A 14,161-nucleotide genomic window follows, 5' to 3' on the forward strand; every position below is an offset into this window, starting at 1 on the left:
GCGCGGGGCGCTGGCGGCCGCCGCCGCCGGACCGCTCGACGCGGGCAGCGCCGAGGTGCTGCTGCACGCGCGCGGGCAGGACCTGCGGCGGCTGTGCGCGCTGGCGCGCCCGGTGCGCGACGCCGCGATGGAGCTGGCCGGCCGGGCCGGCACGGTCACCTACTCGCGCAAGGTGTTCGTCCCGGTGACCCGGCTGTGCCGGGACCGCTGCCACTACTGCACCTTCGCCACCGTGCCGGGCCGGCTGCCGGTGCTGTACCTGTCCGAGGAGGACGTCCTGGCGATCGCGCGCGAGGGCGCGGCGATGGGCTGCAAGGAGGCGCTGTTCACCCTCGGCGACGCCCCCGAGGACCGCTGGCCGGCGGCTCGCGCGTGGCTGGCGGCGCGGGGCTTCGAGTCCACCCTGGCCTACGTGCAGCACCTGGCGCGCCGGGTGCTCGACGAGACCGGGCTGCTGCCGCACCTGAACCCCGGCGTGATGACGCTGGAGGCCCTGCGGGCGTCCCGGCCGCTGGCCCCCTCGATGGGCATGATGCTGGAGACGACCGCGAGCAGGCTGTGGAGCGAGCCGGGCGGGGTGCACTACGGCTCCCCCGACAAGGACCCGGCGCTGCGGCTGCGGGTGCTGCGCGACGCCGGCCGCGCCCGCGTGCCGTTCACCAGCGGGATCCTCGTGGGCATCGGGGAGAGCCCCGCCGAGCGGGTCGAGTCGATCCTGGCCCTCCGGGACGTCGCCGCGGAGTTCGACGGCGTCCAGGAGGTCATCGTGCAGAACTTCCGCGCCAAGGACGACACCGCGATGCGCGGCGCCGACGACCTGGAGCACGAGGAGTACCTGGCGACGATCGCCGTCTCGCGCCTGCTGCTGGGCGCGGGCGTCTCGCTGCAGGCGCCGCCGAACCTGTCCGACCCCGGCCAGCGCGAGCAGCTGCTGGCCGCCGGCGTCGACGACTGGGGCGGGGTCTCGCCGCTGACGCCGGACCACGTCAACCCCGAGCGGCCCTGGCCGCAGCTGGACGACCTGGCCGCCACGACGGCCGCGGCGGGCTTCCGCCTGGCCGAGCGCCTCACCGCCCACCCCCGCTTCGTGCTCGACGCGCTGAGCGGCAGCGAGCGCTGGATCGACGCCGGGCTGCACGCGGCCGTGGCCGCGCTGGCCGACCCCGCCACCGGGCTGGCGCTGGAGTCCGCCCGCCCGCTCGGGCGGGCCGCCGCGTGAGCGCGCAGCCGCCACCGCCCACCGACGCCGAGGTGCGGATGGCCCGCTTCGCCGCCGAGCAGCTGGCCCCCGACGCGCGCACGGAGGTCCAGGAGCTCCTCAACCGCGACGAGACGCTCTCGCTGGACGTGATGACCTGCCCGCAGGCGCCGGCGGCGGGGTTCACCACCGCGACGACCCTGTCGCTGCACCGCTACCCGAACCTCGTGGGCGGCACCGACGTGCGCGTTGAGCTGGTCACCGTCCTGGAGGACGTCGAGGAGCGGCTGGTGACCGGGCTGCTCGTGGCCTCGGCGTTCGCGGCCGTCGGCGAGCCGTGGCCGCTGAGCCCCGGCACCGTCTTCCCGGGCATCGTCGCCGACCTGCTCGGCGGCAGCGCACCGCACCTGCTGCTCACCGGGGCGGGCACCTTCCCGCGCCTGTCGCGCTACCACCTGGAGGCGGACAAGCTGCAGGGCGGCACGGACGTGCACTGGCTGCACGCCGTGCCGGTCCACGAGGCGGAACGCCTCTTCCTGCGCGAGCACGGACTGGACGCGCTGGAGGACCGGTTCGTGGCCGCCGAGGTCGCCTTCACCGACGTGCACCGGGCGAGCGTGCTCTGAGGCCGCTCCGGCCGGGTCAGCCGCCGAGCCCGCGCGGCGCCTTCGCCGCCCAGGCGTCCTCCAGCCGGGCGCGCAGGACGTCCTCCGGGACGACGTCCAGCTGGACCAGCAGCGCGGCGTACCCGTCGAAGTGCGGGATCGTGAACACCCCGGGCTCCCCGGCCGCGAGCACGGCCTCCTTCTCGCCGAGGTCGTCGACGGCGACGCCGAGCAACGGCCCCGACGGCGGCTCGCGCGGGGGTTCCTCCGCGGCGAAGCGCCGCAGGTCCGCTCCCGTGAACGGCCGCTCCCAGGCGAAGGCCCTGCCGCGCACCGACCAGGCCCGCCCGCCGCGCCGCACGGCCTCGGTGACCTCGGGCAGGGCGCCCGCCAGGCGTGCCACGTCGTCGAGGTCCACGCCGCGACGCTACCCGCCGGCGCCGACCGGCACAGCCCCTCGCTCAGCCGGTGAGGCCCAGCCGGTCGGTGAACGCGTTGGCGAACACGCGCTGCGGGTCGTGGCGGGCCACGAGGGCCCGGAAGTCGTCCCAGCGCGGGTACAGCCGCGCCAGGCGGTCGGCGTCGGCGGTGGACAGCTTGCCCCAGTGCGGGCGGGCGGCGGCGCCGGCGAGCGCGGCCTCGATCTCGGCCAGCGCCGCGATGACCTCCAGCTGCTCCTGCTTGAAGGTGAAGTGGAAGGCGACGCTGTCGCGCCCGGAGGCGCCCGACAGCCACAGGTCGTCGGCGGCGACGGTGCGGATCTCGCACATGTGCAGCAGCGGCGCGATGGACGGCCCGAGCTCGCGCAGCGCGGCGGTGCTCGCGAGGGCGTGCTCGCGGGGCACCAGGTACTCCGCCTGCAGCTCCACGCCGTTGCTGGGGGCGTAGCTGGCGCGGAAGTGCGGCAGCCGCTCGTGCCAGGGGCCCGGCACGCCCAGCTGCTCGGTGGCGTTGCGCACGTCCACCTCCGGCAGCGGGTGCAGCGGCTCGCTCGCCCGGGTGGCGCCGAACAGCTCCTCGGGGGCGTCGGGGCGCTCGTCGGTGCGGGTCTTCAGCCACACCTGCCGGGTGTCGTCGCCGACCCAGTCGGTGTAGACGCTGACGCTGTGCGCGGCGGAGGTGATCTCGTCGAAGTGCTCCAGCAGCGCCGCGAAGGACAACCCCGAGTAGACGTCCTGGCGCACCTGGTAGGTCGGCACGACGTCCAGCTCCAGGTGGGTGACGATCCCGAGCAGGCCGAGGGCGACGACGCTGCCGGCGAACCCGTCCTCGCCGCGCTCGACGCGGCGGCGCTCGCCGTCGGCGCCGACGAGCTCCAGGGCCCGCACGGCGGCGGACAGGGTGCGCGTGCGGTCGCCGGAGCCGTGGGTGCCGGTGGCCACCCCGCCGGCGACGCTGATGTGCGGCAGCGAGGCCATCGCCTCCAGCGCCCAGCCGGCGCGGTGCAGGTGCTCGGCGAGCACGCCGTAGCTGGTGGCGGCGCTGACGCGGACGGTGCGGGCGCCGGCGTCCACCTCGACCTCGGTGGGCAGCCGCTGCAGGTCGACGAGGTCGCCCGGGGAGTCGGCCACGTCGTTGAAGCAGTGCCGGGTGCCCAGCGCGCGCAGCCGGGGGGTGGCGGCCACCAGGTGCTGCAGCTCCTCGACGGTGCCCGGCAGGTGCAGCGTCCCCGCGCTGTAGCGGTAGTTGCGCGCCCAGTTGGCGCCCGGTGCGGCGGTGGACGGCGTCGTCGAGGTGCTCACCGGCGCACCGTACACACGCCGCGAGGGCGGCCCCCCGATGGGAGGACCGCCCTCGCGGGTGGTGCTGGGTGGTGCTGGGCTCAGCGGATCAGAAGTCCATGCCGCCCATGCCGCCGTCGCCACCGGCCGGGGCCGCAGCGGCCTTCTCCGGCTTGTCGGCGATGACGGCCTCGGTGGTCAGGAACAGCGCCGCGATGGAGGCGGCGTTCTGCAGCGCGGAGCGCGTCACCTTGACCGGGTCGTTGATGCCCGCGTCGAGCAGGTCCACGTACTCGCCGGTGGCGGCGTTGAGGCCGTGACCGGTGGGCAGGTTGCGGACCTTCTCCGCCACGACGCCGCCCTCGAGGCCGGCGTTGATGGCGATCTGCTTCAGCGGGGCCTCGACGGCGACCTTGACGATGTTCGCGCCCGTGGCCTCGTCACCGACGAGGTCCAGCTTCTCGAACGCCGCGGTGCCGGCCTGGATGAGGGCCACGCCACCACCGGCGACGATGCCCTCCTCGACGGCGGCCTTCGCGTTGCGGACGGCGTCCTCGATGCGGTGCTTGCGCTCCTTGAGCTCGACCTCGGTGGCCGCGCCCGCCTTGATGACGGCCACGCCGCCGGCGAGCTTGGCGAGGCGCTCCTGCAGCTTCTCGCGGTCGTAGTCGGAGTCGCTGCGCTCGATCTCGGCGCGGATCTGGGACACGCGGCCGGCGATGGCGTCGGCGTCGCCGGCACCCTCGACGATCGTGGTCTCGTCCTTGGTGACGACGACCTTGCGGGCGCGGCCCAGCAGGTCGAGGTCCGCGGTGTCGAGCTTGAGGCCGACCTCCTCGGAGATGACCTGGCCACCGGTGAGGATGGCGATGTCGCCGAGCATGGCCTTGCGGCGGTCGCCGAAGCCCGGGGCCTTGACGGCGACGGACTTGAAGGTGCCGCGGATCTTGTTGACGACCAGGGTCGCGAGGGCCTCGCCCTCGACGTCCTCGGCCACGATGACGAGCGGCTTGCCCGACTGCATGACCTTCTCCAGCAGCGGGAGCAGGTCCTTCACCGTGGAGATCTTGGAGTTGAGGATGAGGACGTAGGGGTCCTCGAGCTCGGTCTCCTGGCGCTCCGCGTCGGTGACGAAGTAGGGCGAGATGTAGCCCTTGTCGAAGCGCATGCCCTCGGTGAGCTCGAGCTCGAGGCCGAAGGTGTTGCTCTCCTCGACGGTGATGACGCCTTCCTTGCCGACCTTGTCGAGCGCCTCGGCGATGAGCTCGCCGATGGAGGCGTCACCGGCGGAGATCCCGGCGGTGGCCGCGATCTGCTCCTTGGTGGTGACCTCCTTGGCGGCGCCGAGCAGCTGCTCGGTCACGGCCTCGACGGCCTTCTCGATGCCGCGCTTGAGGCCCATCGGGTTCGCACCCGCGGCCACGTTGCGCAGGCCCTCGCGCACGAGCGCCTGGGCGAGGACCGTCGCGGTCGTGGTGCCGTCGCCGGCCACGTCGTCGGTCTTCTTGGCGACTTCCTTGACGAGCTCGGCCCCGATCTTCTCGTACGGGTCCTCGAGCTCGATCTCCTTGGCGATGCTCACACCGTCGTTGGTGATGGTGGGCGCGCCCCACTTCTTCTCCAGGACGACGTTGCGGCCCTTGGGGCCGAGCGTCACCTTGACAGCGTCGGCGAGCTGGTTCATCCCGCGCTCGAGACCGCGGCGGGCCTCTTCGTCGAAGGCGATGATCTTGCTCATGCCTGGTGTTCCTCCCAGAAGGCGGGCGGTGGACGGCCGGCTCGGTGCCCGCGACGGACGGACGGCGGCCCCGGGGTCACGTCCCCCTGCGCCACCGGCCTCACCGGGTCGGCCGGGAGCTTTCGCTCCCGGGTCGAGGTGCTGCTGGTGCTGTCACTCCCGACTCGAGAGTGCCAACGCCAATGTTGGCACTCTCCCCTCCCGAGTGCAAACCCCCCCTCGTCGCCGCGGCGGGGTGCCCGGACGGGCGGGCCGGTGCTCCACCCGGGTGGCACCGGGTGCCGTTGAACGCTCCACCAGTGCACTCTTGCAACGGACAGCGACCGATCCTGCACCCGACGTCACGAGGAGCCCCACGTGGAGACCCTGCCCCTGCGCATCCAGGCCCTGCGGACGCGGCGCACCGAGGAGCTGTCCGGCGACTACGTGCTCGACCCGACCCACAGCCGCATCGGCTTCGTCACCCGGCACGCGATGGTCACCCGCGTGCGCGGGCAGTTCAACGACTTCACCGGCCGCGCGCACCTGGACTTCGCCGACCCGGGCGCCTCCTGGGTGGAGCTGAGCATCGAGGTCGCCAGCATCGACACCCGCGACCCGGGCCGGGACGCGCACCTGCGCACCAACGACTTCTTCGACGCCCCGCGGCACCCCCGCACCACGTTCTCCTCGCGCGGCGTGCAGCAGGTGGGCCCGCGCACCTACCGCGTCGACGGCGACCTCACCATCAAGGGCACGACCCGCGCCGTGGCGGTGGACTTCGAGCACACGGGGGCGGCGAAGGACCCCTTCGGCACCACCCGCCTCGGCTTCGAGGGGGCGACGACGATCAAGCGCACCGACTACGGGGTGGTGTGGAACGCGGCCCTGGAGACCGGGGGCGTGCTCGTCTCCGAGACGGTGCCGCTGGAGTTCGAGGTCTCGGCGACGCCGGCCCCGCGGGGCTGAGCCGCGGGGGCGGCGGCCGGCGGTCTCAGACGGCGCGGACGCTCTCGGCCTGGGGGCCCTTCTGCCCCTGCCCGACCTCGAACTCGACCCGCTGGCCCTCCTCGAGGGAGCGGTAGCCGTCCGCGACGATCGCGGAGTAGTGGACGAACACGTCGGCGCCACCGTCGTCGACGGTGATGAAGCCGTAGCCCTTCTCGGAGTTGAACCACTTCACGGTGCCCTGGGCCATTGCTCTCTCCTGGTGCTGCAGCGAGCGGAAGACGCCCCCGGCCCTCGCCGGACGCGGGTCTCACGCTGCCCGCGGCGGTGAGGCCGTGGGCGACGCCCGACGTGCGCTCCCCGAGAGGACGTGCTCATCGAACTGATCGACCGCTGCTCAGGTTAGTGGGGCGAGGGGCCGGTGGGACAAGGTTCGACGATCTCCGTCTTCACGAACCGGTCACGGGGCTCACACCCCGCCGACGACGTCCAGCAACGGGCCGGCCACCCGGCGCACCGCGAGCACCAGCCCGGCGACCACCGCGCAGGCCAGCAGCAGCCAGGCCAGCACGACCAGCAGCACCCCCGCCGGGCCGCGGCGGGTGCGGTGGGCGCCGCGGCGGACGGCCAGCTGGCGCGGTGCGGCGCCGCGGCTCAGGGCTGCACGCCCAGGCGCCGCGCCGAGCGGGCGCGCTGGCGGCTGGAGCGCATGCGGCGCAGCCGCTTGACGAGCATCGGGTCGTGGGCGAGCGCGGCCGGGGTGTCGATCAGGGCGTTGAGCAGCTGGTAGTAGCGCGTGGGCGAGAGGTCGAACAGCTCGCGGACCGCCTGCTCCTTGGCGCCGGCGTACTTCCACCACTGCCGCTCGAAGGCGAGGATCTCCGCGTCGCGGCGGCCCAGACCGCCGCTGCGCGCCTCCTGCTCGTGCTCCTGCCCCGTGCGCGCCGATGCCTGCGACCGCTCCACGTCCAACCCCTTCCACCGCCCGCCGTGCTGGTGACCGCGGCGAGTCTAGGTACGGACGACACCGGTGTCATTCACCCCCGCGGGCGCGTCCGCGACCGCCGGGCCGCCTCCGCGCACCCCCGGTAGCGTCGCACCGTGCCCGACACGAGCGCCTCCTCCGCGAGCTTCCCGGCCACCCCCGCCGACCCCGCCGGCCTCGGCCTGGACGAGCTCGACCCCGGCTGGGCGCGCGCGCTGGCGGGCGTGCGCCCGCAGCTGGAGCAGCTCTCGGCGCGGCTGGCGGCCGAGCCCGGGCCCTGGCTGCCCGCCCCCGGGCACGTGCTGCGCGCCTTCCGCCAGCCCTTCGAGCAGGTGCGCGTGCTGCTCCTGGGGCAGGACCCCTACCCCACGCCCGGCCACCCGATCGGGCTCAGCTTCGCCGTCGAGCCGCACGTGCGCCCGCTGCCGCGCAGCCTGGTCAACGTCTACAAGGAGCTGCGCGCCGACACCGGCGTCGAGCCGCCGGCGCACGGGGACCTGTCCGCCTGGAGCCGGGCGGGGGTGCTGCTGCTCAACCGGGTCCTCACCGTGCGCCCGGGGGCGCCCGGCTCGCACCGGCGCACCGGCTGGGAGGCCGTCACCGACGCAGCGGTGCGCGCGCTGGCCGCGCGCGGCGGCCCGCTGGTGGCGCTGCTGTGGGGCAAGGACGCGCAGACGGTGACCCCGCTGCTCGGCGACGTGCCCGTCGTGGCGGGCGTGCACCCCAGCCCGCTGTCGGCCTCGCGCGGCTTCTTCGGCTCCCGCCCCTTCAGCCGCGTCGACGAGCTGCTGCGCGCGGCCGGCGGCGAGGGGGTCGACTGGCGCCTGGGGTGAGCCTGGGGTGAGCCGCGGCCGAGCCGGGGAGGTGGCCGGGGGAAGCCGGGGCCCGGCGGCGCGGGCGGGTGCGGCACGATGCCGCGCATGACTGCGACGCTGCACAGCACCGCCTTCGGCCGCACCCGCCGCGGGGAGCCCGTCGAGCGCTGGGAGCTGCGGCTGCCCTCGGGGGCGAGCGCCGCGGTGCTCACGCGCGGCGCGACGCTGCAGCAGGTCCGGGTGCCCGACGCCGGCGGCCGGCTGGGCGACGTCGTCGTCGGCCTGGGCGACGTGGCCGCCTACGAGGCCGCCGAGGGCTACCCCGGCGCCGTCGTGGGCCGCGTCGCCAACCGCATCGCCGGCGGGCGCTTCACCCTCGACGGCACCGAGCACGCGGTGCCGCGCAACGACGGCCCCAACGCCCTGCACGGCGGCGCCGAGGGCTTCGACCAGCGCGTCTGGAGCGCCGAGGAGGTCGCCGGTCCCGACGGGCCCGCGCTGCGGCTGTCGCTGCTCAGCCCCGACGGCGACATGGGCTTCCCCGGCGAGCTGCGGGCCTCGGTGACCTACGCGCTCTCGGAGGCCGACGGCCGCGTCGCGCTGCGCCTGGACTACCGGGCGGGCACGAGCGCGCCGACGCCGGTCAACCTCACCAACCACGCCTACCTCAACCTCGACGGCGGCGGCACCGTCGAGGACCACGTCGTGCAGCTGCGCGCCTCGCGCTACCTGCCGGTGGACGCCGACCTCGTGCCCACCGGCGAGCTGGCCCCGGTGGCGGGCACCCCGTTCGACTTCGGCACCCCCGTCCGCCTGGGCGAGCGGCTGCGCGAGGGCCACGAGCAGCTGCGGCTGGCCGGCGGCTACGACCACTGCCTCGTGCTCGACGAGCCCGGTGCGCTGCGCCGGGTGCTGACCGCGACGGCCCCGCGCACCGGGCGCCGGCTGGACGTGGAGACCGACCTGCCGGGGCTGCAGCTGTACTCCGGCAACTTCCTCGACGGCTCCTGGCGCACCCCCGAGGGCCGCCAGGTGCGCCAGGGCGACGCGGTCTGCCTGGAGACCCAGCTGCTGCCGGACGCGGTGAACCAGGCCGCGCGCTCGGCGGAGTTCGCCGCCCTCGGCTCCTCCGTGCTGCGCCCGGGCGAGGAGTTCGCCTCCACGACCGTGTTCACCTTCTCCCCCGCCTGAGGCGTCCCCGGGCGGAGCGCCCACCCTTGAGCGCCCCGGCCCGAGCGCCCCGGCCGGCGGGGCGCTCAGAAGGCGGCGAGCAGGTCCGCGACGGCGGGCCGCTCGTCGTCGGCCAGGGCCAGCAGCAGCAGGCGCAGCGGTTCCAGGTCCACCAGGGGCACGAACGCCAGGTCGGCGGAGCGGTGGGCGGCCGCCACGGCCTCGGAGGTGATGGCCATCGCCCGCCCGGAGGCGACGACGGCCAGCATCTCCTCCACCGTCTGCGCCGGCGGGCCGACGACCACCGGCAGCGCACCGGAGGGGCGGGGCTGCACCAGCCAGGTCTCCCGGTCGCTGCCCGCGTCGAGGATCGGCTCCTCGTCGAGCTCGCCGATGCCGATGCCGGCGCGCCCGGCGAGCGGGTGGTGGGCGGCGAACACCGCCACCCGCGGCGCGTCGGCGACCTCGGCGACGCGCAGCCGCGGGTCGAGCTCCTCCCCGCGCGCGGCGTGGCGGAAGACGACGTCGACGGTGCCGTCGCCCAGGCTGGCCAGCTCGCGCCCCCACGGCACGTGCCGCAGCACGACGTCGAGGTCCGGGGAGTCCTGCGAGGCCTTCACCAGGCGGGTGGAGACCCACCGCGGGGTGGAGGTGCCGATCCCGACGGTCACCCGCTGGCGCCCGACCTCGGTGGCCAGCCGGCGCGCGCGCACCAGGGCCCGGTCCAGCTGCTCGACCACGCGGGCCGCGTCGGCGGCCAGCGACTGCCCCGCCGGGGTCAGCGCGGGCCCCTCGCGGGCCACCCCGCGCGCGTCGCGCACGACCAGGCGCCCGCCCACGAGCTGCTCCAGGCGCGCGATGGCCTGGCTCAGCGCGGGCTGGGAGACCTGCAGGGAGACGGCGGCCGCCGTGAAGCCGCGCTCGCGCGCGACGGCCAGCAGGTATCGCAGCGAGCGCACGTCCAGCTCGCCGCCGGCACGCGCCGCGGAACGCCCATCCACGTCCCGGATGGTCGCAGAACCCGTCCTTCTGCGACACGGGGGGCGATCTTCACTACGTTCCCAGGGGTGCGTCCACTGCTCGAGCTGCCCAAGGTGCACGTGCACGCGCACCTCGACGGTTCCTACCCGCGCGAGGCCGTGCTGGCCCTGGCCCGCCGCCGCGGCGTCGAGGTCGACCTGCCCGTGCGCGGCGGCCCGGCCTCCCGCGGCGAGGGCTGGGGCGACGTGTGGGAGTTCTTCGAGGCCTACGGGCGGGTGCCGGCGCTCGTGGGCTCCCTCGACGACCTCGCCGGGCTGTGCCGCGCGCTCGTCGAGCAGGAGGCCGCCGAGGGCGTCGTCTACTTCGAGCCGGCGGTGGAGCCGCAGCTGTACGCCCCCCGGCTGGGCGGCCTGCGGGAGGTCACCCGCGTCGTGCTCGAGGCCCTGGGCGCCGCGGGCGGCGAGTTCGGCGTCGAGGTGGGGGCGCTGGTGACGGTCAACACCGACACCGACGAGCCGATCGCCGCCGAGCTGGCCGCGCTCGCCGCCGAGCACGCCGGGCGCGGGGTCACCGCGTTCGGCACCGCGGGCTTCGAGGAGCCCTCCGGCCTGCACCGCTTCGCCGCCGCGGCGGCCACGGCCCGCGCGGCGGGGCTGCCGGTCGTGGCGCACGCGGGCCAGACCGGCGGCTGGGAGTGCGTCGCCGAGGCGCTGGACGTGCTGGGGGCCACCCGCATCTCGCACGGGGTGCGCTCGGTGGAGGACGCCGGCCTCGTGCGGCGCCTGGCCGAGGAGGGCGTGCTCTGCGACGTCGCCCCCGTCTCCAACGTGGCGCTGGGCGTGGTGCCCGACCTCGCCGCGCACCCCGCGCCGCTGCTGCACGCCGCCGGCGTGGGCGTCACCCTCAACGCCGACGACCAGCTGTGGTTCGGGCGGGGGGTGAGCGCGCAGTACGCGATCGCCCGGGAGGTGTGGGGCCTGCCGGACACCGAGCTGGCCGCCCTGGCCGGGCACGGGCTGCGGGTGGCGGGCATGAGCCCGGCCACCCGGCAGCGGCTGGCGGCGGGGCTGGCGAGCTGGCTGGAGCGGCCGCGGTGAGCGCGGGGACGGACGCGGGGGCGCGGCGGCCGGTGCTGCTGAGCGCCTTCGAGATCAACGCGCCGAACCTCACCAGCCAGGGCCTGTGGGCGCACCCGCAGCAGCAGTCGGTGCGCTACACCGACCTCGCGCACTGGCTGCGGCTGGCCCGGCTGCTGGAGGACGGGGGCTTCGACCTGCTCTTCCTGGCCGACTCCCCCGGCTACCCCGTCCTGGGCGGCGCCGTCCCCGACGTGGCGTTCGAGCAGGCCGTGGAGATGCCGACCAACGACCCGCTGCTGCTGGTGCCGGCGATGGCGGCCGTCACCCGCCGGCTGGGGTTCGCGGTGACCGCCTCCACGACCTTCGAGGCGCCGTACCCCAACGCCCGCCGGTTCGCGACGCTGGACCACCTCACCGGCGGGCGCATCGGCTGGAACGTGGTGACGACCTCCTCGCCGGTGGTCGCCGCGCTGCACGGCACCCCGCCGCTGCCCGCGCACGACGAGCGCTACGCGGTCGCCGACGAGCACCTGCAGCTGAGCTACGCGCTGCTGGAGGGCGGCTGGGAGGACGGCGCGGTGCTGGCCGACAAGGCCGCCCGCCGCTACGCCGACCCCGCGCGCGTGCACGAGGTGCACCACGAGGGCCGGCGGTTCTCCAGCCACGGCTACTTCAAGGTCGAGCCCTCGCCGCAGCGCACGCCGGTGCTCTTCCAGGCCGGCGCCAGCGAGCGCGGCCGCGAGTTCGCCGCCACCCACGCCGAGGTGGTCTTCGTGCAGGGCCGCGACGCGGCGGGCCTGCGCGAGCAGGTGCGGGACCTGCACGCGCGGGCGGCCCGGCACGGGCGCGCACCCGGCTCGCTGCGGACGCTGGTGGGGCTGTCGGTGGTGCTGGGCCGCGACCGCGAGCACGCGCGGGCGCGGCTGGAGGAGTACCTGTCGTGGGTCGTCCCGGACGCCGCCCGCGCCTACTTCGCCTCGATGACCGGCGTCGACCTGGCGGCGCTGGAGGCCGACGCCGCCTTCGACGCCGTGCGCACCGAGGGCGGGCGCACCCAGGTGGAGCGCTACCGCGGGCAGGCGGTGGCCACCGCGCGCGCGGACTTCCTGCGCCACGGCATGCGCGAGTTCATCCTGACCGGCACCGCCGAGCAGGTCGTCGACGAGATGGAGCAGCTGCTGGAGGAGACCGGCGTCGACGGGTTCAACTACACCCCCTTCGTCGTGCCCGGCTCCTACGAGGAGTTCTGCGAGCACGTCGTCCCGCAGCTGCGCCGGCGCGGCCTGCGCCCGCCCGCGGACGCGGCGGCGGCGGGTCGCACGCTGCGCGAGGTCCTGTTCGGGGAGGGTCGTGCGAAGCTGCCGGACGACCACCCCGCGGCCCGGCACCGCCGCGCGCGGGACCGCTGAACCCCGCACGGCCACGACAGCGAGGAGCCCCGATGAGCCAGGTACCGCCCGCGCCGCAGACCCGCGTCGGCGGCGTCGACGTGGAGCTCAACGGCATCAACTCCGTCGCGGCCGAGGAGCGCCACGGCAGGCCGCGCGACCTGTTCTGGCCGTGGTTCGCCGCGAACGTCTCGGTGCTCGCCGTCAGCTACGGCTCGTTCGTCCTGGGGTTCGGCATCTCCTTCTGGCAGGCCACCGCCGTCTCGGTGGCCGGCGTCGTGCTGTCCTACCTGGTCGTCGGGCTCGTCGCCACCGCCGGCAAGCGGGGGTCCGCGCCGACGATGACGCTCTCGCGCGCGGCGTTCGGGGTGAACGGCAACCGGCTGCCCTCGCTGGTGTCGTGGCTGCTGACGCTGGGCTGGGAGACGTCGCTGGCCGCGGTCGCGGTCCTGGCGACCGCGACCGTCCTGGACCGCCTCGGCGCGGGCGGCGGGACGGGCACCAAGCTCGTCGCGCTCGTCGTCGTCGTGGCGCTCATCGTCCTGGGCGGCACGCTGGGCTTCAGGGTCATCATGCGCATGCAGCGCTGGATCACCGTCGTCACCGCGGTCCTCACGGTGCTCTACATCGCCTTCGCCGCCGGCTCGATCGACCTGGCCGCGGTGCGCGCGGTGCCGGCCGGGGACGCGGCCGCGGTCGTGGGCGCCCTGGTGCTGGTGATGACGGGGTTCGGGCTGGGCTGGGCCAACGCGGCGGCCGACTACTCCCGCTACCTGCCGCGGGAGGCCTCCAGCCGCGGGGTCGTGCTCTGGACGACGCTGGGCTGCTCGCTGGGGCCGGGCGTCCTGCTCGTCTTCGGCGCGCTGATCGCGGGCTCCTCGCAGGACCTCAGCGGGCGGATCGCCGCCGACCCGGTGGGGGCGCTCACCGACATCCTGCCGACGTGGTTCCTCGTCCCGTTCGTCGTCGTCGCCGTCCTCGGCCTCGTCGGCGGCGCGGTCATGGACATCTACTCCTCGGGGCTGGCGCTGCTCAACGTCGGCCTGCGGGTGCCGCGCCCGGTGGCCGTCCTCGTCGACGGCGCCCTCATGGTCGCCGGCGCGGTCTACATCGCCTTCTTCTCCGCGGACTTCCTCACCCCCTTCCAGGGGTTCCTCATCACCCTGGGCGTGCCGATCGCGGCCTGGGCCGGGATCTTCCTGGCCGACCTGTCGCTGCGCAGGGGCGACTACGCCGAGCAGGAGCTGCTCGACCCGCGCGGGCGCTACGGCTCGGTGCGGGCGCTGCCGGTCGCGGCCATGGTGGTGGCGACGGCGGTCGGCTGGGGCCTGGTGTCGAACTCCGGCGCCGACTGGCTGACCTGGCAGGGCTACCTGTTCGAGCCGCTGGGCCTGGCGAGCTGGGTCCCGCCGGCCGGCGGGGAGGCGGGCTACTGGGACGGCAACTGGGCCTACGCCGGCCTCGGCGTCGTCGTCGCCTTCGCCCTCGGCTTCCTCGCCGTCCTGCTGGGCGGGCGCGGGGCGGTCGCGCGGCAGGAGGGCCGCCGCTGACGCC

At 75.6% G+C, this 14,161-nt stretch carries 13 protein-coding genes and 1 pseudogene; 8 read left to right on the forward strand and 6 right to left on the reverse strand.

Going from position 1 to position 14,161, the window contains the following annotated elements; translation table 11 throughout:
- Positions 1-1,207: pseudogene (cofG, locus tag GTQ99_RS00835) on the forward strand (7,8-didemethyl-8-hydroxy-5-deazariboflavin synthase CofG); the annotation flags it as partial.
- Between the two features lie 8 nt (positions 1,208-1,215).
- Positions 1,216-1,824 carry a suppressor of fused domain protein gene (locus GTQ99_RS00840; protein WP_166613853.1) on the forward strand — a complete coding sequence of 203 codons (609 nt, stop codon included), beginning with the start codon at positions 1,216-1,218 and terminating at the stop codon, positions 1,822-1,824.
- A gap of 16 nt (positions 1,825-1,840) precedes the next feature.
- Here GTQ99_RS00840 and GTQ99_RS00845 read toward each other — a convergent pair whose 3' ends face one another.
- From GTQ99_RS00845 to groL, 3 genes are all read right to left on the reverse strand, one after another.
- Positions 1,841-2,221 carry an MmcQ/YjbR family DNA-binding protein gene (locus GTQ99_RS00845; protein WP_166613854.1) on the reverse strand — a complete coding sequence of 127 codons (381 nt, stop codon included), beginning with the start codon at positions 2,219-2,221 and terminating at the stop codon, positions 1,841-1,843.
- Between the two features lie 43 nt (positions 2,222-2,264).
- A complete protein-coding gene (locus GTQ99_RS00850; protein WP_166613855.1) occupies positions 2,265-3,545 on the reverse strand; it encodes a D-arabinono-1,4-lactone oxidase in 1,281 nt (426 codons plus the stop codon).
- Positions 3,546-3,633: 88 nt separating this feature from the next.
- Positions 3,634-5,262, reverse strand: coding sequence for a chaperonin GroEL (groL, locus tag GTQ99_RS00855; RefSeq protein WP_166613856.1), 1,629 nt, complete (start codon positions 5,260-5,262; stop codon positions 3,634-3,636).
- Positions 5,263-5,619: 357 nt separating this feature from the next.
- Between groL and GTQ99_RS00860 the strand changes: the two genes are divergently transcribed.
- A complete protein-coding gene (locus tag GTQ99_RS00860) occupies positions 5,620-6,210 on the forward strand; it encodes a YceI family protein (RefSeq protein WP_338074630.1) in 591 nt (196 codons plus the stop codon).
- 25 nt (positions 6,211-6,235) lie between these two features.
- Here GTQ99_RS00860 and GTQ99_RS00865 read toward each other — a convergent pair whose 3' ends face one another.
- Both GTQ99_RS00865 and GTQ99_RS00870 read right to left on the reverse strand, forming a co-directional pair.
- Positions 6,236-6,439 carry a cold-shock protein gene (locus GTQ99_RS00865; protein ID WP_166613857.1) on the reverse strand — a complete coding sequence of 68 codons (204 nt, stop codon included), beginning with the start codon at positions 6,437-6,439 and terminating at the stop codon, positions 6,236-6,238.
- A gap of 404 nt (positions 6,440-6,843) precedes the next feature.
- A complete protein-coding gene (locus GTQ99_RS00870; protein WP_420814496.1) occupies positions 6,844-7,089 on the reverse strand; it encodes a DUF3263 domain-containing protein in 246 nt (81 codons plus the stop codon).
- Positions 7,090-7,290: 201 nt separating this feature from the next.
- On the opposite strand from GTQ99_RS00870, the gene GTQ99_RS00875 reads away from it, so the two are divergent.
- The gene (locus GTQ99_RS00875) at positions 7,291-8,007 is read left to right on the forward strand and encodes a uracil-DNA glycosylase (RefSeq protein ID WP_166613859.1); all 717 of its coding nucleotides are present in this window, start codon (positions 7,291-7,293) and stop codon (positions 8,005-8,007) included.
- An 87-nt stretch (positions 8,008-8,094) separates the two neighbouring features.
- Complete coding sequence (locus GTQ99_RS00880; protein ID WP_166613860.1) at positions 8,095-9,180, forward strand: aldose epimerase family protein; 1,086 nt, start codon at positions 8,095-8,097, stop codon at positions 9,178-9,180.
- A 65-nt stretch (positions 9,181-9,245) separates the two neighbouring features.
- Here GTQ99_RS00880 and GTQ99_RS00885 read toward each other — a convergent pair whose 3' ends face one another.
- The gene (locus GTQ99_RS00885; protein ID WP_166613861.1) at positions 9,246-10,160 is read right to left on the reverse strand and encodes a LysR family transcriptional regulator; all 915 of its coding nucleotides are present in this window, start codon (positions 10,158-10,160) and stop codon (positions 9,246-9,248) included.
- A 66-nt stretch (positions 10,161-10,226) separates the two neighbouring features.
- Between GTQ99_RS00885 and add the strand changes: the two genes are divergently transcribed.
- The 3 genes from add to GTQ99_RS00900 are packed head-to-tail and all read left to right on the forward strand — an operon-like array spanning position 10,227 to position 14,157.
- Positions 10,227-11,237 carry an adenosine deaminase gene (add, locus tag GTQ99_RS00890; protein ID WP_166613862.1) on the forward strand — a complete coding sequence of 337 codons (1,011 nt, stop codon included), beginning with the start codon at positions 10,227-10,229 and terminating at the stop codon, positions 11,235-11,237.
- Positions 11,234-12,628: an NtaA/DmoA family FMN-dependent monooxygenase gene (locus GTQ99_RS00895; RefSeq protein ID WP_166613863.1), complete on the forward strand. Its 1,395-nt coding sequence runs from the start codon at positions 11,234-11,236 to the stop codon at positions 12,626-12,628. Before add ends, GTQ99_RS00895 begins: the two co-directional genes overlap by 4 nt.
- 32 nt (positions 12,629-12,660) lie before the next feature.
- On the forward strand, positions 12,661-14,157 hold the full coding sequence (locus tag GTQ99_RS00900; protein ID WP_166613864.1) for a purine-cytosine permease family protein: 1,497 nt from the start codon (positions 12,661-12,663) through the stop codon (positions 14,155-14,157).
- The last annotated feature ends 4 nt before the right edge of the window (positions 14,158-14,161 follow it).

The sequence above is a fragment of the Kineococcus vitellinus genome (assembly GCF_009906315.1).
Classification (GTDB): domain Bacteria; phylum Actinomycetota; class Actinomycetes; order Actinomycetales; family Kineococcaceae; genus Kineococcus; species Kineococcus vitellinus.

Excerpts from the sequence above, each read along its gene's own strand:
- GTQ99_RS00880 (WP_166613860.1), top strand. The coding sequence starts at position 8,095 with ATGACTGCGACGCTGCACAGCACCGCCTTCGGCCGCACCCGCCGCGGG.
- GTQ99_RS00900 (WP_166613864.1), top strand. The coding sequence starts at position 12,661 with ATGAGCCAGGTACCGCCCGCGCCGCAGACCCGCGTCGGCGGCGTCGAC.
- groL (WP_166613856.1), bottom strand. The coding sequence starts at position 5,262 with ATGAGCAAGATCATCGCCTTCGACGAAGAGGCCCGCCGCGGTCTCGAG.
- GTQ99_RS00865 (WP_166613857.1), bottom strand. The coding sequence starts at position 6,439 with ATGGCCCAGGGCACCGTGAAGTGGTTCAACTCCGAGAAGGGCTACGGC.